Origin of the sequence: Micromonospora sp. WMMD734 (assembly GCF_049178975.1) — a bacterium.
GTDB lineage: Bacteria > Actinomycetota > Actinomycetes > Mycobacteriales > Micromonosporaceae > Micromonospora > Micromonospora wenchangensis.
The window spans coordinates 2,262,047-2,281,326 of the sequence record NZ_JBMHMK010000001.1 but is presented as its reverse complement, the minus strand read 5'-3'; the positions used below and the strand labels follow the sequence as shown (position 1 = coordinate 2,281,326).

Annotated in this window: 15 protein-coding genes; 9 read left to right on the top strand and 6 right to left on the bottom strand. The window is 75.0% G+C overall.

What is annotated here, in order from left to right; all coding sequences use genetic code 11:
• Positions 1-7: 7 nt before the first annotated feature.
• Complete coding sequence (locus tag ACN267_RS09560) at positions 8-2,023, bottom strand: phage tail sheath family protein (protein WP_421488461.1); 2,016 nt, start codon at positions 2,021-2,023, stop codon at positions 8-10.
• A 257-nt stretch (positions 2,024-2,280) separates the two neighbouring features.
• Between ACN267_RS09560 and ACN267_RS09555 the strand changes: the two genes are divergently transcribed.
• From ACN267_RS09555 to ACN267_RS09545, 3 genes are all read left to right on the top strand, one after another.
• Positions 2,281-3,183: a bile acid:sodium symporter family protein gene (locus ACN267_RS09555; RefSeq protein ID WP_421488460.1), complete on the top strand. Its 903-nt coding sequence runs from the start codon at positions 2,281-2,283 to the stop codon at positions 3,181-3,183.
• Positions 3,184-3,279: 96 nt separating this feature from the next.
• Positions 3,280-3,939, top strand: a complete 660-nt coding sequence (locus ACN267_RS09550; RefSeq protein ID WP_421488459.1) for a HEAT repeat domain-containing protein — start codon at positions 3,280-3,282, stop codon at positions 3,937-3,939.
• Positions 3,940-3,945: 6 nt separating this feature from the next.
• Positions 3,946-4,947 (top strand): HEAT repeat domain-containing protein, encoded by a 1,002-nt coding sequence (locus tag ACN267_RS09545; protein WP_421488458.1) that lies wholly within the window; start codon positions 3,946-3,948, stop codon positions 4,945-4,947.
• 84 nt (positions 4,948-5,031) lie between these two features.
• On the opposite strand, the gene ACN267_RS09540 is transcribed toward ACN267_RS09545, so the two are convergent.
• A complete protein-coding gene (locus ACN267_RS09540) occupies positions 5,032-5,250 on the bottom strand; it encodes a hypothetical protein (protein WP_281897822.1) in 219 nt (72 codons plus the stop codon).
• Positions 5,251-5,420: 170 nt separating this feature from the next.
• Between ACN267_RS09540 and ACN267_RS09535 the strand changes: the two genes are divergently transcribed.
• The 5 genes from ACN267_RS09535 to ACN267_RS09515 all read left to right on the top strand — a co-directional run bounded on the left by ACN267_RS09535 (position 5,421) and on the right by ACN267_RS09515 (position 11,899).
• Positions 5,421-6,647 carry a sensor histidine kinase gene (locus tag ACN267_RS09535; RefSeq protein ID WP_421488457.1) on the top strand — a complete coding sequence of 409 codons (1,227 nt, stop codon included), beginning with the start codon at positions 5,421-5,423 and terminating at the stop codon, positions 6,645-6,647.
• Positions 6,635-7,291: a response regulator transcription factor gene (locus ACN267_RS09530; protein WP_204960018.1), complete on the top strand. Its 657-nt coding sequence runs from the start codon at positions 6,635-6,637 to the stop codon at positions 7,289-7,291. The genes ACN267_RS09535 and ACN267_RS09530 overlap by 13 nt, the downstream gene beginning before the upstream one ends.
• Positions 7,292-7,402: 111 nt before the next feature.
• A complete protein-coding gene (locus ACN267_RS09525; protein ID WP_421488456.1) occupies positions 7,403-8,200 on the top strand; it encodes an ABC transporter ATP-binding protein in 798 nt (265 codons plus the stop codon).
• The gene (locus tag ACN267_RS09520) at positions 8,197-10,683 is read left to right on the top strand and encodes an FtsX-like permease family protein (protein ID WP_421488455.1); all 2,487 of its coding nucleotides are present in this window, start codon (positions 8,197-8,199) and stop codon (positions 10,681-10,683) included. Before ACN267_RS09525 ends, ACN267_RS09520 begins: the two co-directional genes overlap by 4 nt.
• 109 nt (positions 10,684-10,792) lie before the next feature.
• Positions 10,793-11,899 (top strand): winged helix DNA-binding domain-containing protein, encoded by a 1,107-nt coding sequence (locus ACN267_RS09515; protein ID WP_421488454.1) that lies wholly within the window; start codon positions 10,793-10,795, stop codon positions 11,897-11,899.
• A gap of 169 nt (positions 11,900-12,068) precedes the next feature.
• Here ACN267_RS09515 and ACN267_RS09510 read toward each other — a convergent pair whose 3' ends face one another.
• Genes ACN267_RS09510 through ACN267_RS09495 form a run of 4 tightly spaced genes read right to left on the bottom strand, consistent with a single transcriptional unit; the run spans position 12,069 to position 15,470 of the window.
• Complete coding sequence (locus tag ACN267_RS09510) at positions 12,069-12,674, bottom strand: response regulator transcription factor (RefSeq protein WP_204960008.1); 606 nt, start codon at positions 12,672-12,674, stop codon at positions 12,069-12,071.
• Positions 12,671-13,822 (bottom strand): sensor histidine kinase, encoded by a 1,152-nt coding sequence (locus tag ACN267_RS09505; protein WP_421488453.1) that lies wholly within the window; start codon positions 13,820-13,822, stop codon positions 12,671-12,673. The genes ACN267_RS09510 and ACN267_RS09505 overlap by 4 nt, the downstream gene beginning before the upstream one ends.
• A 21-nt stretch (positions 13,823-13,843) precedes the next feature.
• Positions 13,844-14,575 carry an ABC transporter permease gene (locus tag ACN267_RS09500; protein WP_281897809.1) on the bottom strand — a complete coding sequence of 244 codons (732 nt, stop codon included), beginning with the start codon at positions 14,573-14,575 and terminating at the stop codon, positions 13,844-13,846.
• Position 14,576: 1 nt separating this feature from the next.
• Entirely contained in the window at positions 14,577-15,470 is an 894-nt protein-coding gene (locus tag ACN267_RS09495; protein WP_204960003.1) for an ABC transporter ATP-binding protein, read from the bottom strand.
• Between the two features lie 342 nt (positions 15,471-15,812).
• On the opposite strand from ACN267_RS09495, the gene ACN267_RS09490 reads away from it, so the two are divergent.
• Positions 15,813-19,178 carry a M12 family metallo-peptidase gene (locus tag ACN267_RS09490; protein ID WP_421488452.1) on the top strand — a complete coding sequence of 1,122 codons (3,366 nt, stop codon included), beginning with the start codon at positions 15,813-15,815 and terminating at the stop codon, positions 19,176-19,178.
• Positions 19,179-19,280 lie beyond the last annotated feature (102 nt).

The window sequence follows — 19,280 nt, the reverse complement described above, 5'->3', positions numbered from 1 at the left end:
ACACCTCTCAGGACGGGCTCTGGCCGGCGAGCTGCTGGATCCGCACGATGACGAACTCGGCGGGTTTGAGCGGGGCGAACCCGACGACCACGTTGACCACGCCCCGGTCCCGGTCGTCGCCGGTGGTGGTCTCCGCGTCGCACCGCACCAGGTACGCCTCCCGGGGCGTCCGCCCGGCGAACGCGCCCTTGCGGAACAGGTCCTGCATGAACGAGGTCAGGTTCAGCCGCAGCTGCGACCAGAGCGGCTCGTCGTTGGGCTCGAAGACCGCCCACTGGGTGCCCCGGTAGACGCTCTCCTCGATGAACAGGGCGAGCCGGCGCACCGGTGTGTACTTCCACTGGCTGGCCAGCGCGTCCGCGCCGGCGGTGGTGCGGGCCCCCCAGTTGACCGTGCCGGTCACCGGGAAGGTACGCAGGCAGTTGAGCCCCAACGGGTTGAGCACCCCGTTCTCGGCGTCGGTCAGCGGATAGACCAGGTTGGTCACCCCGCGTAGCTGCGCCTCGGTGCCGGCGGGCGCCTTCCACACGCCCCGCTCGGTGTCCTGGCGGGCGTACAGGCCGGCGAGGGTGCCGCCGGGGGCGACGGTGCGGGGCCGGAAGCCGTCGGTGGGGTCGGGGATGCGCAGCCGGGGGAAGTGGGCCACCGCGTTGGGCCCCTTGACCCCGAGCTGGTTGATCCAGTCCAGGGCGCGGTCCGGGTCGTCCACCCCGGGCGGCGGGTCGACCAGCAGGACCGCCCGGCGGCGCTCGCAGAGGTCGTAGGCGGCCGACCAGACGGCCTCCGGGTCGAGCCCGTTGTCGATGGCGGCGGGGTTGCCGTGCCGGGCACGGGTGGCGTCGGGGATGCAGAGCAGGTTGAACAGGTCGGTCTTGAGTAGCGCGTAGATGCCGGTGTAGGCGGCCTCGCTGCCGATCAGCGCGCCGGTGCCGGGCAGGACACTGCCGTCGGAGCCGGTGACGAGGTCACCCTGGCCGAGCCGTTTGACGCCGAGCGGGCTGAACCGGCCGACGTTGGCGGTCGTCCCGGCCAGGCCCAGCAGGGCCGCGCCGTCGGCGACGTCCCCGGCGGGGGAGACCCCCGCGACGGTGAAGGCCGCGTCCACCGCCGTCGGGGCGACCACCGTGTCCACGTCGCCGAGGAGACGCAGCCCGCCGGCGGCGGTGGGGGCCACCCGGACCCGCAGGCCGGCCGCGCCGTCGGCGGCGCCCAACGCGGCGTTGACCTTCCGTTGCAGCAGCGCGGCCACCCCGGCGGGGGACGACGGCAACCGCTCGCCCTTGTCCAGCACGGTCACGGTCACCGGGGCGACCGCCGGCACGGTCTTGGCCGGGTCGTTCGGGTCCGGCTTGGTGGGCCGGTCGGGTTGCACGGTGAGCCGGTAGTTCTTCGCGGCGTCCACGGTGGGGGTGCCCAGCGCCGTGCCGGCCGTGCCGCTGGGCGTCGGCCGGCCCGCCCCGGCGGCCCCGGCGCGTGCCCGGACCAGCGCCGAACCCCGGTCCGGGTCGTTGAGCAGGGCCACCGCGTACGCGGCGCTGGCCGGGTCGGCGGACAGCCCGGTGAACCGTTCGGTGTCGCCGGTGGCGGTGTCGGTGACGGTCAGGTTGAACGACGTGGCGTCGGCGACGCCGTCGTGGTCGACGTCGACGAGCAGTCCGCTGCCCCACGCGCCGGTGCTCGTCGCGTCCAGCAGCAGCGCGGACTTCGCCCCGACGCCGACCTTGTCCAGCAGGGTCACCGAGGCGGCCCGGGCGTCGGCCCGGGGCACCCGCACGACCAGGGCGGCGGCCCCGCCGTTGCGGAAGAACTGTTGCACGGCCAGGCTGAGTTCGGAGTCCCGGTCGACCCCGCCGAACCGGCGTTCGAACTCGCCGAAGGTGTTCACCCGGACGGCCCGGTTCTCCGGTCCGGTCCGGACGTATCCCACGAAGGCGGCCACCCCGGTCGCCACACCGATCACGGGGCGGACGGAACTCGCGACTTCCTCGATGTACACGCCGGGATAGGTCGGGGTGACGGGCATGACTACCTCGTCTCGCAGTGGCGGGTCGGCTGGTGTCACACTCCGCTCACGCCGCGCCCACCTCTAGCGGGCACCCGACTGCGCCGCGACAACTACCCGACACCCCGGGCCGCCTAGTTGCCTGGTCGGGGCGGGTGCGCGGCGCTGGTTGCGGCCTTGACGGTCACGGGTGCGCATGCCGGGAGGTGCCCGGGGACACCTGCGGTGCCATCCTCCAACGAGACAAGCCAGTTTTCTCCCGGGAGGGTGGTGGATTCATGGGTTCCGGGTTGTCGCTCGCCCTCTTCCCGGTCGCGCTCGGCATCGTCATGTTGGGCATCGGCCTCAGCCTGACCGTCGAGGACTTCCGCCGGGTGGCCCGCCACCCCCGGGTCGTGCTGATCTGCCTCGGGTGTCAGATGCTGCTCCTGCCGGTGGTCTGCCTGGGCCTGGTGACCGCCTTCGACCTGCGGCCGGAGCTGGCGGTGGGGATGATGCTGCTGGCGGCCTCGCCGGGTGGCAGCACGGCCGGTCTCTACAGTCACCTGTTCCGGGGCAACGTCGCGCTCAACGTGTCGCTGACCGCGATCAACTCGGTGCTGGCGCTGTTCACCCTCCCGCTGATCGTCAACCTGTCGGTGGCCGGCTTCGCCGGTGCGGACGCCACGATCGGTCTCCAGTTCGGCAAGGTGGTCCAGGTCTTCGCGCTGGTGCTCGTCCCGATCGCGATCGGGATGCTGCTGCGGCGTCGGTTCCCCACGTTCGCCGCCCGGATGCACCGACCGGTGAAGGTCGTCTCCGTCCTGGTGCTGGCCGTGGTCATCGTGGGTGCGGTGCTCGGCGTCAGGGACGACGTGCTGGCAACCCTCGGGGAGATCATCGTGATCGTCGCCCTGTTCAACCTGGTCAGCCTCGCCGTCGGGTACCTCGCGCCGCGCCTGCTGCGGGCCGGGCACCGCGACTCGGTCGCCTCCTCGTTCGAGATCGGCCTGCACAACGCCACCCTGGCCATCACCATCGGGATGAGCCCGACGCTGCTGGACAACGCCACGATGGCGATGCCGTCGGTGGTCTACGGCAGCCTCATGTTCTTCACGGCAGCGGCCTTCGGGGTGCTCGTCTCCCGCCGCCCGGCCGGGGCGTCGACCCCGACCGGGGCGACGCCGCAGCGGGCCCACTGACCCGGCGGGTCGCGCCGACAGTCACCATGCCCGCCCCGGACCGGCTTGACCCTGACACGGTGGCAGGGTCTTCACTGTGACCCGGAGGTGGTCACGATGACCGGGTCGGCGGCGTACACGGACCGGACACGGGGGTTGGCGGGCGGCGACCCGTCGGTACGGCTACGGGTGGCGCTCGCGTTGGGCAGCGCCCCCGACCCGCGCGACGTCGACCCGCTCGTCGCCCGGTGCGCGGTGGAACCGGACTTCTCGGTACGCGAGATGCTGACCTGGGCGCTCACCAGGCACCCTGCGGCGGTGACGGTCCCCCGGCTGGTCGCCGAACTCCGGTCCCCGCAGGCGCAGGCCCGCAGCCAGGCGTTGCACACCCTGTCCAAGATCGGGGACAGGGCGGCCTGGCCGGCGCTCACCGTGGCGCTGCTCACCGACGCCGACGACGAGGTGGCGCGGGCGGCCTGGCGGGCCGCGGTCGCGCTGGTGCCGTCCGGCGCCGAAGCCGGCCTGGCCGGGATCCTCACCACCCAGTTGGGGCGGGGCGACCGGGGGACGTGGCTGAGCCTGGCCCGTGCCCTGGCCGCTCTCGGCGAGGTCGTCACGCCGGTGCTGGACGCCGCCGCGTCCCACCCCGACCCCCGGGTACGGGCCCACGCGGCCGCCACCCGGCAGCTGATGCGTGACCCGGACGCCGGCTTCGCGTTCTCGATCGAGGAGGCGAAGCGGGTCGTGGCGCTCGGCCACGCCGACCGGCAGGGGTGAGTGGCGGTGCTGATCGGTGAGGTGGCACGGCGCTGCGGGCTCAGCGTCCGGATGCTGCGGCACTACGAGTCGCTCGGCCTGGTACGGCCGGGCGGACGCACCGGCGCGGGCTACCGCGAGTACTCAGGTGCGGACGTCCGGCGGATCTTCCACATCGAGAGCCTGCGGTCGCTGGGGTTGTCGCTGCGTGCGGTGGGGCAGGCGCTCGACGATCCGGGTTTCACCCCGACGACGCTCGTCGACGACCTGATCCGGCGGACCCGGGCACGGATCGCCGACGAGACGCGGCTACTCACCCGGCTGGAGCGCATCGACGCCGCCGAGCCGGCCGACTGGACCGATGTCCTGCGGACCGTCGCGTTGTTGCGGGCCCTGGCTTCGCCGCACGCGGGGCGGCGGCAACGGGCCGCGCTGGCCCCGGCCGGGGCGGTCGCGGTGGAGGCCCTGGTGGAGGCGGCGCTGGGCGAACCCGACCCGAACGTGGCCGGGGCGCTGCGGTGGGCGGTGGCGCGGGCCGGCGGGGCGGGACTGCCGCTACTGGCGCAGGGGCTCGACGCGCCCGTGGCGACGGTACGCGAGCGCGCGGTGCGGTGCCTCGTGGAGATCCCGCACGACGCCGCGACCGCGCTGCTGCGCGACGCCCTCGCCCACCACGACGTGACGGTCCGCAGGTGCGCGGCGCTCGCGCTCGGTGCCCGGGGCGTGCCCGAGGCCGTCGCGACGCTCGTCGACATGGTCGTGCAGGAGGCGAACGACGTCGAGGCCGCCGACGCGCTGGCCGCGTTGGCCGTCGACACCGGATCGGCCGACCGGATCGCCGCCGCGCTCGTCGCGGGCCTCACCGGTGACTCCGTCGCGTCGCCGGTACGCCGTCGGCTGACCCAGGCGCTCGCCGGCATCCCGGGGGAGCGGGCGTCGCGGGCCCTGGCGGAACTGGCGGCCGACCCGGACCGCCCGGTGGCGCTCACCGCGACGTACGTGCTGATGCTCCGCGACCGGGAACCGTGACCGACGACCCCGGCACGTCCCGACCACCCGACGGGTGCCCGCGCCCGCCACCGCCCCCGGACCGGTGGCGGGCCCCGGCGTCGGTCACCGGGTGCGGCGGTGCCGGGCGATCAGCGTCCCGGCGCAGAGCACCGCCAGCAGGCCGCACGCCGAGCCGGCCCACTGGTTGTCCAGCACGGTCGTCAGCACCACGTTCGCCACGACGCTGACGGCCAGCGCCAGCCACAGCAGCGGGCGGAGCCGGTCGGCCGCCGGCTGCGGCGGTCGGGTCGGGGCGTCGGCGATGCGGTACGGATCGGTCATGGCTGCCTCCTCGGACGGGCCGGTGTTCGACCAGGTCGACGCTAGGCGCTGCGGTGGGCCGGACACGATCCCGCCAGCACGACCGACGGTGGTACAGCAGGCGGTACTTTCCGCACCGACGGTGCCGGGCCGGGCGACCGGTGGCCTATGTTGGCGCGGGAGGTCTTCCGATGACACACCTGCGGGACCGGGCCCGGGCCACCGTCGACGCCGTCGCCCGTCTCGTCGGCGGGCTCGGCACCGCGCTGCTGGCGCTGGCCACCCTGCTCCAACTGATCGTCGTGGCGACGGCCTGTCTGGTCTGGGTGGGGCTGCCTGCGGTACCCGGCACGCTGCGGGCGGTACGCGCGGTGGCCGACCGTGAGCGGGCCCGGCTGTCCCGCTGGGGCGCGCCGGTCCCCGCCCCGGGCCCGGTGCCGACCGAGCTGCGGGTGGCGGCACGCGACCCGTTCGTCCGCCGGGAACTCGGCTGGGTCGCGCTGCACGCGGTCACCGGCCTGATCGGCGGGCTGCTCGGCCTGAGCATGCCGCTCTACGCCGTGCAGGACCTCACGTTCCCGCTGTGGTACCGGCTGCTGCCACCCGAGGCCGGCGCGCCGGGGATCGTCTGGTGGCGCATCGACGGGCTGGGCGAGGCGTTGATGGTCGGGCTGCTCGGGTTCGGCTGGTTGGCCGCCACGCTCGCGTTCGTCCCGGCGCTGGCCCGCCTCCAGGCCCGGCCGGGACGGTGGCTGCTGCCCCCGCCGCCGGGCTTCGACCTGTCGCTGCGGGTCGCCGAGCTGACCGCCACCCGGGCCGCGGCGTTGGACGCCCACGCGGTCGAACTGCGCCGCATCGAACGCTCCCTGCACGACGGCACCCAGAACCGGCTGGTCGCGGTCAACGTGCTGCTGGGGGCGGCCCGTCGGGCGGTGCGGCGGGACCCGGACCGGGCCGACGAGATCCTCGGGCAGGCGCAGGACGCGGCGGAACAGGCGCTCGGCGAACTGCGTACGGTGGTGCGGGGCATCCTGCCGCCGGTGCTGGACGACCGGGGCCTCACCGGCGCCCTGGCCGGCCTGGCCGGTGACTGCGCGGTGCCCTGCCGGCTCACCGTCGACGTGCCGGTACGCTGCGCCGTCTCGGTGGAGGCCACCGCCTACTTCGTGGTGGCGGAGGCGTTGACCAACGTGGTCCGGCACAGTGGCGCCGGCCGGGTCGACGTGACCGTCCGCCGCCGGCAGGACCGGCTACTGGTGACCGTCACCGACGACGGGCGCGGCGACGCCGACGAGACCCGGGGCTCGGGGCTGACCGGCATCCGTCGGCGGGTCGGGGCGTACGACGGCCGGATGATGTTGACCAGCCCACCGGGAGGGCCGACGAGACTGGAGGTGGAGTTGCCGTGCGGATCGTGATCGCCGAGGACGACCCGCTGCTGCGGGAGGGGCTGGCGCTGCTGCTGCGGGCGGAGGACCTGGACGTGGTCGCCACGGCGGGCACCCCGGGTGAGTTCCTGTCGGCCGTCGACACCCACACGCCGGACGTGGCGATCGTGGACGTGCGGATGCCGCCGACGCACACCGACGAGGGCATCGTGGCCGCGGTGGAGGCCCGTCGCCGCCGGCCCGGCCTCGCGGTGCTGGTCCTCTCGGCGTACGTCGAGCAGGCGTTCGCCACCGACCTGTTCTCCGTCGGCGCGGTCGGGCTCGGCTACCTGCTCAAGGAGCGGGTGGGCCGGGTGGAGGAGTTCCTCGCCGCGCTGCACCGGGTCGCCGACGGCGGCAGCGTGATCGACCCGGAGGTGGTCGGGCAGTTGCTGGCCCGCAACCGCCGCTCGGACACCGCGCTGGCCGAGCTGTCGCCGCGCGAGCGTGAGGTGCTGGGGCTGATGGCCGAAGGGCTCGGCAACACGGCGATCGCCGAGCGCCTGTTCGTCACCGACGGGGCGGTGCACAAGCACATCCGCAGCATCTTCGCCAAGCTCCAGCTCCCCCCGGACGACCGGGTCGACCGCCGGGTCACCGCGGTGCTGCGCCACCTCGACGGCGGCCGGGGGTAGCGCCTGCGGTACCTCGGTCGGGCAGCCCGCTGGATGGTTCCCGGTCCTCCACCTGCATAGCGTTCCTGGTGCGCGCAGTACACACCCGCTGACACGGAAGAGGCCACCAGGATGCCAGTCCATCCGGCACACCCCATCGACCCCGTACGGACCGCCGACCCGGCGGGGCCCGTCGGCACGGCGGTGCGCGTCGCCCGGCTCACCCGGGTCTACCCGTCCGGCTCCAGCCCGGTGACCGCGCTGGCCGGGGTCGACGTCGGCTTCGACCGGGGCACCTTCACCGCCGTGATGGGCCCCTCGGGGTCCGGTAAGAGCACCCTGTTGCACGTCGCCGCCGGGCTCGACCGGCCCACCTCCGGCCAGGTCGTCCTCGGCGGCACCGACCTGTCGACGCTGTCCGAGACCCGGCTGACCGAGCTGCGGCGGACCCGGATGGGGTTCGTCTTCCAGGCGTTCAACCTGATCGGCGCGCTGACCGTCGAGGAGAACATCGTGCTGCCGCTGCGGCTGGCCGGGGTCCGCCCCGACCGGGCCTGGCTGGACCGGGTGGTGGCACGGGTCGGGCTCACCGACCGGCTGCGCCACCGTCCGGCCGAGCTCTCCGGCGGCCAGCAGCAACGGGTGGCGATCGCCCGCGCGCTCGCCACCCGACCCGAGGTGGTCTTCTGCGACGAGCCCACCGGGGCGCTCGACTCGCACACCGCGGCACAGGTGCTGACGCTGCTGCGCGCGATCGTCGACGAGCACGGGCTGACCGTGGTGATGGTGACCCACGACCCGGTCGCCGCGTCGTACGCCGACCGGGTGCTGGTGCTGGCCGACGGCCTGATCGTCGCCGATCTGCCGCAGCTCGGGGCGGCCCGGATCGCCGAACGGCTGGCGGCGCTGGACGGGCGGGCCGGCCGATGATCCGGCTCGCCGCCCGGCTGCTGCGCCACCGCGCCGGCCCGGCCGTCGCGACGCTGCTCGCCCTGCTCGCCGGGGTGACGATCCTGGTCGTCATGGGCACCCTCGTCGAGTCCGGGCTGCGGTGGCGGCCGGAGCCACGGCTCTGGGCGACGGCCGACCTGATCGTCGCCCACCCCACGCTCAGCCAGCGGACGCGGGAGCTCGGTGGCGACACCACCACCAGCACCGTCGCCCTGCCCGAGGGCGGCACGGTGGACGCCGCCCTGGTGGAACGCGTCCGTCGGCTGCCCGGCGTCGCGGACGTCACAGCCGACGACCGGGTGCCGATCGGCGTGCCCCCGGCCGTCGGACACGGCTGGGGCACGTACGCCTTCGCCGGCCGGCCGGTCACCACGGGCGTCGCGCCCCGCGCCGACGACGAGGTGGCGGTCGACGTCCGGCTCGGCGCGTCGGCCGGCGACCGGATCGACCTGGTCGTCGGCGGGGTCGCCCGGCCCCACCGGGTGAGCGCCACCGTCGACACCGGCACCGACGCGGTGTTCTTCACCGACGCGCAGGCGGCCCGGCTGTCCGCGCACCCGGGCCGGGTGGACGCGATCGGTGTGCGGCTCGCCCCCGACGTCGACCCCGGCGCGATCGCCGACGCGGTCCGCCGGGTCGCCACGCCCACCGGTGCCACCGTCCACGTCGGCGTCGACCGGGGCACCGTGGAGCAGCCGGCGGAGCTGGCCGCCCGGAGCCTGCTGGTCACCATCGGCTCGACCTTCGGCGGGTACGTCATCCTGCTGGTCGTGTTCGTGGTGGCCGGCACCATCGGGCTCTCCGTCCGGCACCGCCGCCGGGACCTGGCGCTGCTGCGGGCGATCGCGGCCACCCCGGGCCAGGTGCGTCGGCTACTGCTCGCCGAGGCCGCCCTGCTCGCCCTGGTCGCCGCCGCGCTCGGCGGGCCCGCCGGCCTGCTGGCCGCCCGCTGGGTGCATGGTGAGCTGGTCGACCGGGGCTTCGTCCCGGCCGGTTTCCCGATGGCCGGCGGTCTGCTCGCGGTGCCGGCCGCCGCCGGCACGGCGGTGCTGGTGGCGGTGCTCGCCGCCCTGGTCGCCGGGCGTCGGGTCACCGCGATCAAGCCGGTCGAGGCGCTCGGCGAGAGTGCCGTCGAATCCCGCCCTCCGGGCCTGGTGCGGCTGGTCGCCGGTGGCCTGACGCTGGCCGGTGCCGTCTCGTCCGGGGCAGTCGCCGCCGGCGGCACGGGTTCGACGGCCGCGCTGGCCGGCGCGGTCGGCATGCTCTACCTGTTCGTCGTCGCGGTGGGGCTGCTCGCGCCGTGGATCAACGGGTACGTCGCGCGGCTGCTCACCCCGGCGCTGCCCCGCCTCTGGGGGGTCGGCGGCTACCTGGCCGCGGCGAACCTGCGGGCCACCGCCCGGGGGACGGCGACGGTGCTGACGTTCCTGGTGCTGGCCGTCGGCCTCGGTGGCTCGGTCTGGTTCTTCCAGACCAACCTGGAACGGCAGACCGTCGCCCAGAGCGGCGCGGGGACGCTCGCCGGGCAGGTGCTGACCGCGCCGGGCGGGCTGCCCGCCGACGCCGCCGGCCAGATCCGCGCGTTGCCCGGGGTGCGGGCCGCCACCGGGGTACGGCGGACCCAGGTGGTGGTGCGGTCGTCGCTCGACGGCATCACGTCGGTCCCCGCGCAGGCCGTCGACCCGGTCGGCCTCACCGACACGATGGACCTCGACGTGCGCGACGGCGACCTGAAGGACCTGACCATGGGCGCGGTCGCGCTGTCCGCGTCGCAGGCGTCCGCGTCCGGGTGGCGGGTCGGCGACCGGGCGGACCTGTGGTTGGGCGACGGCACCCCGGTCACCCTGCGGGTCGTGGCGGTCTACGGCCGGGGCCTCGGCTTCGGTGACGTCACGCTGGCCACCGGGACGGTCGCCGGGCACACCGCCGGGACCACCGTCGACGAGATCCTGGTCCGCGCCGATCCGGCCGCCGACGCGCCGCTGGCCGCCTGGGCCGCCGGGCAGCCGGGCGGGCAGGTGCGCGACGCGGCCACCCGGACCCGGCTGATCGGCACCGACCTGGCGCTGGGCGCCTGGCTGAACCGGCTGCTGATCGGTGTGCTGGTGGGCTACGCGGCGCTGGCCTCGGCCACCACGATGGTGCTGGCCGCGCTGGCCCGCCGCCGTGAACTGGCACTGCTGCGGCTGGTCGGGGTCACCCGGCGGCAGATCCGCAGGATGGTCCACGCCGAGCAGGTCGGGCTGCTCGGCAGCGCGGTGCTGATCGGCGCGACGCTCGCGGCGTTGACGCTGAGCGCGATCGTCGCCGCGCTGACCGGCAGCCCGGTGCCGTACGTGCCGCCGCTGGGCGCGGTGGCGGTGCTCGGCGGGGTCGCCCTGCTGGCGCTGGCGACGACGGTGTGGCCGGTCCGGCGGCTGCTGCGGGCCGCGCCCATCGACCACATCGGCCTGAAGGAGTAGCGGCGGGTACCGGCCCCGACCCGGCACCGGGAGGTGCCGGGTCGGGGCCGTCGGCTGGTCCGGGCCGGGCGTGCCGGGTTCTGTCGGGCGTGCCGCCTAGGCTGGCCGGATGATCGACCGGCGGCAGGTGGTGCAGTTCCGCGTCCACGCGCAGCAACTCGACCGGGCCGGGGGCACGTTCGCGGACACCGCCGTGCTCGACCTCGGGGTGCAGGACACCGGCCCGGACGGCGGCCGGTGGGCCCTGGCGCTGCGCGGGGTCGAGGTCACGGCACCGGTCGTTGACGACCTGGTCCTGCTCTGGACCGTCCGCGGCGCGCCGCACCTCTACCGTCGCGCCGACGTGGCCGAGGTGGCGGGGGCGGTCGCGCCGTACTCCGACGCCGACGCGGGCAAACGCATCTACGACGCCGCCCGGCCACTGAAGGCCGCCGGCATCGGCAACCTGGCCGCCCTCGACGAGGTGGCCGCGCGGATGCGGGCCGTGGTCACCACCCCGACGGTCAAGGGCGACGTCTCCGGGCGGCTGGCCGAGCTGCTGCCCGAGCCCTACCTGCGGTTCTGTCGTCCCTGCGCCGCCACCCACCTCTACGAGATGCCGTTCCGGCTGGCGGCCGTGCGGGCCGGGCTGGAGCTGCGTCCCGGCACCTCGCCGCCGGTGCTGCACCGCATCCCCGGGTTCACCCGGCCAGCCCCGCCCGGCGACCGGTTCGACCTGGTCCGCGCCTACCTGCGGCTGCTCGGCCCGGCCACCCCCAGGCAGGTCGCCGACTACCTCGACGCCCCGGTCCGGGAGGTGCGGGCCCGCTGGCCGCAGGACGTGGTCGAGGTACGGGTCGACGGGGAGGCCCGCTCGCTGCTCGCCGCCGACGAGCCGGCGCTCGCCGCTGTCGCCGACACCACGGCCGTGCGCCTGCTCGGCCCGTACGACCTCTTCCTGCAGGCGCGGGACCGGGCGACCCTGGTGCCGGACGCGGCCCACGCCAAGCAGCTGTGGCCGGTGCTGGGCCGCCCCGGGGCCGTCCTGGCCGGCGGTGAGATCGTCGGCACCTGGCGGCCCCGCAAGGCCGGCCGGACGCTGACACTCGCCGTCCAGCCGTGGCGGAAGCTGTCCGCAGCCACCCGCGACGGCATCGTCGCGCAGGCGGAACGCCTCGCCACGCACCGGGGCATCCCCCGCGTCGAGGTCGACCTCGACCCGCCGGCCGGCGTTTGACACCGGCCCACCGCACCAGGTGAGGAGGAGGCGTGCGGGTCCCCCTCTCCACCAAACGCAGCGGCGCCGTGTACGCCGACGGCCGGCACGACATGCACCTGCACGCCCGCATCCGGGGCGATCGGCCAGCCGGCTGACCCCGGCTCCCCGGCCGGGGGTCAGGAGCCGGTCAGAGCCAGCCGTTGGCGCGGGCGGTGTGGGCCGCCTCGATCCGGTTGCGGGTGCCCGTCTTGCCGATCGCCGCCGACAGGTAGTTGCGGACCGTGCTCTCCGACAGGTGCAGCCGGGCGGCGACGTCAGCCACCGTGGCACCGTCCACGGCGGCGGCGAGCACCTCCCGTTCCCGTTCGGTGAGCGGGTTCGGGCCGGTCGCCAGGGCCGCCGCCGCCAGCGCCGGATCGACCACCCGCTCACCGGCAAGCACCCGTCGGACCGCCACCGCCAGCTCCTCCACCGGTCCGTCCTTGACCAGGAATCCCCGCGCCCCGGCCTCCATCGCCCGACGCAGGTAGCCGGGTCGCCCGAAGGTGGTGAGGATCAGGACCCGGCAGGAGGGCAGTTGCCGCCGCAACGCCGCTGCGGTGTCCAGCCCGCTGCCGCCGGGCATCTCGATGTCCAACAGGGCCACGTCGGGGCGGACCCGCAGCGCCGCCGCCAACGCGGCGGTGCCGGTGCCGGCCTCGGCCACCACCTCCATGTCGGGTTCGAGGTTGAGCAGCAGGGCCAGTGCGCCCCGCATCATGCCCTGGTCCTCGGCGAGCAGCAGCCGGATCATCCGCGCGCCGACCCGTCCGGGCCGGTGGGAATCCGGGCGGTGAGCCGCAGTCCGCCGCCACGGACGGAGGTGACGTGCAGTTCCCCGCCGGCCCGTGCGAGCCGCTCGGTGAGACCCCGCAGGCCGTTGCCCGGCTCGACCCGGCTGCCGACACCGTCGTCGCCGATGGTCAGCACCGACTCCTCGGCGTCGGCGCGCACCTCGATCTCGCACCGCGACGCGTGGCTGTGCCGCAGCACGTTCGTCACTCCTTCCCGCAGCACCCAGCCGAACGCGTCGTCCGCCTCCACCGGCAGCGGCCGACCGGGTTGCCGCACGGTGACGGTGATTCCCCCGTCGGCGAGGGCGGTCCGGGCACCGTCCAGTTCCCGTCCGAAGCTGCGGTCCCGGTAACCGGTGACCGCCTCGCGTACCTCGGCGAGCGCGGTACGGCCGATGCGCTCGATGTCCCGGGCCTCGGCCGCTGCCCGCCCCGGATCGGCCGGGGCGAGCCGGCGTACCACCTCCGCCTTCACCACCACGAGTGACAGTGTGTGGCCGAGCAGATCGTGCAGGTCCCGGGCGAACCGTAGCCGTTCCTGCTCGACCGCCGTCCGGGCCAGCTCCTGCTGGGCGCGGCGCAGCTCCGCCACCAGTCGGGCCGTCCGGGTGAACGCCAGGGTCATGGCGCCTGCCAGCACCGTGATCAGTGCCGAGGCGGCGATGTCACCGACCGGCACCCGGTGCGCCAGCCCGATCGTCAGGACGGCAGCGGCACTGCCGCCGACCCAGGCGAACCCCTGCACCGGCCGGACCAGCCCGACCGCACCGGCCGTCGCGACGTACGTCAGCAGGATCAGCCAGCCCTCCGGGCCGCCGGCGTACGCGCCCGCGAGGCCCACCCCGAGCGCCGCGAACACCAGCAAGCCGAGGTGGAACAGCACGGGCGGTACCACCAGGTCGGCCACCGGCACCGCCACCAGCGCGAGGTAGAGCAGCGCGAAGGTGACCAGCCCGGCCGCCGCGACCGCCGTCGGGCGTACCTGCCCGTGGGCGATCGCGGTGGACGGTGGCAGCAGCAGCCAGAACCAGAGCGTGTGCGACGCCACCAGCAGCAATCCCCGCCGGCGGCGACCGGTGGCGGGAGCCGCGATCGTGGCACCGGACATGGTCGACACCGTAGCGGGATCTCAGCGACGCGCGGTCGACCGGCGGTACGCCACCGCGGCGAGTACGCCGAAGGCCACCGTCCACCCGGCGAGCACCGTCAGTCCGGTCGGGTCGGGGGCCAGGCCGGCCGCCGTACGCCAACCGAGTTCGGCGAACCGGTACGTCGGCAGCGTGTGCGCCAGGTGCCGCAGCAGGTCGGGGAAGTACGCCGCCGGCACCAGCAGTCCGCCGAGCGCCGACAGGGTGAGGAAGGCGAGGAAGTTGACCGGCTGGGCGAGCTGCGGGGTGAGGCCGTACCCGATGGCGAGCCCGAGCAGCGCGAACGGCACCGTGCCGACCCACATCAGCACCAGCAGGGCCGCCCACCTGCCGGCGGGCAGCTCGACGTGGTGCTGGAGGCGGCCGGCGATGCCCACCGCGATCAGCGACGGCACCCCGCTCACGGTGCTGACCAGGGCCTTCACCGCGACCACCCGGCGGGGGGACAGCGGGGTGACCCGCAGTTGGTGCAGCCAGCACACCGCGCGTTCCTGGGCCACCGACGAGCCCACCGAGAGCACCCCGGCCATCGCGCCGTAGCCGGCCAGGCCGACCATGAGCGCGGCGGCGGCGGTGACGCCCTCCAGCCGGTCACCCGCCGGCAGCAGGCCCGAGAAGATCACGTAGGTGACGACCGGGCCCAGCACGGTGAACAGCGCCAGCCGCGGGTCCCGGGCCAGACGGCGTAGCTCGAAGTGCAGATAGGCGCGCATGTCAGTGGTTCCCTTCCGCGGCGGTGAGGGTGAGGAAGGCCGCCTCCAGCCCGACGCCGGTGACCTCCAGGCCCCGGAAGCCCCGGTCGGCGGCCAGGGCCAGCACGGTGGCGTCGGCGTCGTCGGTGGTGAGCGCCACCCGACCGCCCCGGACCTGCACCGACCGGACGCCGGGCAGCAGGTCGAGGCCCGCCACCGACCCGTCGGCGAGGTCGAAGGCCACCGTACGGCCGCCGGCCACCGCCCGGATCTCGGCGGGCGGGCCGTCGGCCACCACCCGCCCGCCGGCCAGCAGCACCACCCGGTCGGCGTACTCGTCGGCCTCGTGCAGGTGGTGGGTGCTGAACAGGACGGTGTGACCGTCGGCGGCGTACCGGCGGATCGCCGCCCAGAACGCCTGCCGGGCGGCGACGTCCAGCGCCGCGCCGGGCTCGTCCAGGACCAGCAGGTCCGGGTCACCGGCCAACGCGAAGGCGAACCGCGCCCGCTGCGTCTCGCCGGCGGAGAGCCGGTCCAGCCGGCGGTCGGCCAGGTCGGTCAGCCCGGCCAGCGCGAGCACCCGGGCGGTGTCCAGCGGCCGGGGATACAACCCCCGGGCGAGGGCGACCAGGTCCCGCACGGTGGCACCGGGGACGAAACCGGCGTCCTGCACCATCGCCCCGACCTGGCCGGCCCGGACCGCCTCGCCCGGTGACCGGCCGAACAGCGTCACCGTTCCGGCGTCGGGTGGGGCGAGGCCGAGCAGGAGCGAGAGGGTGGTCGTCTTGCCGGCACCGTTGGGGCCGAGCAGGGCGACCGTGCTGCCCGACGCGATGGTCAGGTCGATCCCGTCGACGGCCCGGACGGGGCCGAACCGCCGGGTGAGCCCGGTCAGGCGTACCGCAGTGTCATCCATGCCTGTCACGCTAGGCAGTCGGGGACCGGCGGGGCAGAGCCGGCGATACCCGTCCGGCCAGGACAAATGTCCCGGCCGCGCCCGCGTCGGCGAGCCGGTGGCACCCCGCCACGGTCAGCGGGGTCCGGCCGCGACGCACCGGTCCCTGGCCGCCTGCCCACCACGCCGACTCCACTGGGGAGGGTCTACACCGCCGGGCCGTGCCGCCGCCTCGACTTTACGGATGATGTCTGTCGACAGGGGACCCGTCATAGCGTGTGCTTCTCCGGGACAGCCCGGTGTGGCCCACGAACGCCACGCCATCCGGCCCGTTCCCCGACCTGGTGAAGTGAGGCTCCCTCGATGACGGTTCCACCCCCCGATCCCGCTGGTTCGGGCCGCCGGCGGTTGGCCGGCCTGCTCGCCGCGGTGCTGGTCGCGACCGCGCTGCCGCTGATCGGCGGCTCCGCGGCGGTCGCCGCGCCGGCCGACTCCGGCCCCTGGCGGCAGCTGCCGAGCGAGCCGTCGGCCAACGCCCGCGACGGGCGTACCCCCGACATCCGCGCGGAGCGGTTCGCCGCCTACACCCTGGACCGGGCCGCGTTGGCCGACACCCTGGCCGACGTGCCGGCCGAACGGGCCGGCACGGCCCGACGGTCGCAGCCGGCGCTGACCGTCGCGCTGCCCACCCCCACCGGGGGCTTCCAGCGGTTCGCCCTGGTCGACTCGCCGGTGATGGAGCCGGGGCTCGCCGCCCGGCACCCCGAGATCAGCACGTACGTCGGCCGGGGCCTGGACGACCCGACGGCGACCATCCGGGCCGACCTGACCCCGCTGGGCTTCCACGCCTCGGTCCGGTCGACCGGCGGCAGCTGGTACCTCGACCCGTACTACCACGGCGACCAGAGCGTCTACGCCAGCTACTACGCCCGCGACCTGCTCGACACCGACCCGGCCCAGGTGGAGCGGGAGGACGTCGCGGCGGCAGCCGGGGCGCTGTCGCCGGAGGTGACCGCGGACGAGCCGGCGGGTCCGCCGGTCACCCTGCGCACCTACCGGCTGGCCCTGGTCACCGACCCGTCGTACGCCACCTTCTTCGGCGCGGAGAACGTCACCGCGGCGAAGGTGACCCTGATCAACCGGGTCACCCAGATCTACGAGGACGAGACGGCGATCCGGTTGGTGCTGGTCAACGACACCGACAAGACCAACCTGAACACCGCAGCCCTGGCCACCGAGGCGAACGGACCGTGCGGCGCGGCGGCCTGCTACACCCCGACGCAGATCTCCTCGTGCACCAGCTCGCTGCTCAACCGCAACCGGATCGTGCTCGGTCAGCTCGTCGGCGCGGGCAACTACGACGTCGGGCACATCGGTCTGGGCCTGCCCGGTGGCGGTGTCGCCGGTCTCGGCGTGGTCGGCCTGGACGGCAAGGCGCGCGGCTGCACCGGCCTGCCCACCCCGGTCGGTGACTTCTACGCCGTCGACTACGTGGCGCACGAGATCGGTCACCAGTTCGCCGGCAACCACACCTTCAACGGCACCCAGTACAACTGCTCCGGCGGCAACCGCAGCGCCGCCAACTCCTACGAGCCGGGCAGCGGCTCGTCGATCATGGCGTACGCGGGCATCTGCCAGCAGGACAACCTCCAGCCGCACAGCGACCCGTACTGGTCGCAGCGCAGCTACACCGAGATCAGCACGTTCGTCACGAGCACCCGCCCGGCGCTCAACGAGGTGCAGACCGTCTCGCTGTCCGGCTTCGACACCGACGGCGACGCGTTCACCATCAGCTACGCGGGGCAGTCGTCGGTGCCTGTGGTGCGCGGCGGCAACTACACCGCGGCCGGGATCCGGGCGGCCATCGAGTCGATCGCCGGCTGGCCGGCCGGTGCCACCGTCACCGTGACGGCCTTCGGTGGGCTCGGCGCGCCGAACGACACCGGATTCCAGGTCACCTTCGGTGCCGGCCCGTTGGCCGGGGTCGACGTGCCGGCGCTCGAACTGACCGGGTTCGTGGGGGCGTCCGGCTTCGTCGGTGAGACCGCCCGGGGCGGCGCGGCCGGCAACAACGGTTTCCAGACCGCGCAGACCGGCAACCGGGCACCGGTGGTGAGCGTGCCGGCGGCGGCGTACACCATCCCGACGCGGACCCCGTTCGCGTTGAGCGGCAGCGCCACCGACGCCGACGGGGACACCGTCAGCTACCTGTGGGAGCAGAACGACCGGGGCGGCAGCGCCGGCACCGCGCTGGTCAACAACACCAAGACCAACGGGCCGCTGTTCCGGCAGTTCGGCGTGGCGGCGGCGGTCAGCCCGACCGACACCCTGGAGTACCACTCGCCGGGTGAGAACGCGGTGACCACCGATCCGACCCGGCACTTCCCGGATCTGGCCCAGATCGCCGCGAACAACACCAACGCCGTCACCGGGGCCTGCCCGACCGCGCCGGCCCCACCGGCGACCGGCGGGGCGAGCAACGTGCCGGCCGCGACGGTGGACTGCTACTCGGAGTTCCTGCCCACCGCCGACTGGGTCGGCGTCGCCAACGACCGGACCCTGCACTTCCGGCTCACCGGCCGGGACCACCACCCGGGCGGCGGCGGCATCGGTAGCGCCGACGTGGCGTTGACCCTCGCCCCGGAGGCCGGCCCGTTCCTGGTCACCTCGCAGGCGACGCCGGCGGCCCACCTGGGCGGCGGCACCGTGCCCGTCACCTGGGACGTGGCTGGCACGGACACCGCGCCGGTCAACGTGAGTGAGGTGAAGATCTCGCTGTCCACCGACGGTGGGGCGACCTTCCCGTACGTGCTGGCCGAACGCACCCCGAACACCGGGGCGGCGACGGTGACGCTGCCGAACGTGGACACCGCCCGGGGCCGGCTGAAGATCGAGGCGGTCGGCAACGTCTTCTTCGACCTCAGCGACGCCGACCTCGCCATCACCCAGGTCCGGGCGGCCACCGTCACCTACACCGGTGACACCCTGGCCTCCCCGGTGGCCGACGCCGACTCGACAGGTGTGCTGCTGCGGGCCACCGTCCGGGGTGGTGGCGGTGACGTCCGCAACGCCACGGTGACCTTCACCGAGGGGGGTGAGACCCTCTGCACGGCGGTCGCGACGCCGTTCGGCGCGGCGGCGGACGACGGTTCGGCCAGCTGCCGCGCTGTGCTGCCGCTCGGCGTGCACCCGGTCACCGCCACGGTGTCGGGGGCGTACACCGGCAGCGTGCCGGCCACCGTCACGGTGGCCGGCGGGTACGGCGTGTCGGTCGCCGGCTCGGGCTACCTGAAGGGCGGGGCCACCGCCGGTGGTTACCCGCTCGACGACGACCGGCGCATCGAGGTGACCCTGGACGGCCGGATCAACAACGGCAAGAAGCTGGTCGGCAGCGCCAAGGTCGGCTACAAGTCGGGCGGCAAGCGGTACAAGTTCCAGAGCACCGCGCTGGAGTCGTTCGGCGTCGCCACGGTGGCCGGGGAACCGGTCGCCGACCTGCGCTACCAGGTGACCCTGTACGACATCTCCACCGCGCAGGACCCGGTCGCGGTGGCCACCGGCCTGACCATGCGGGTGACGGCCACCGACCGGGGAGAGCCGGGCCGGCGCGACGGGATCGGCATCACCGTCTGGGACGGTGACCGGCTGCTCTTCTCCTCGGACTGGACCGGCGCGTCCACCCGGGAGATCACCCTGACCGCGTCCGGTGGCGACCTCACCATCGGCTGACCAGGCGCACCGCGGCACCCGGCGTCCTCTCCCGCCCACCCGGCGGGGGAGGACGCCGGTCGGCGTCCGGGCGGTGGACGGGGCGGGACGGGCACCCGGCAC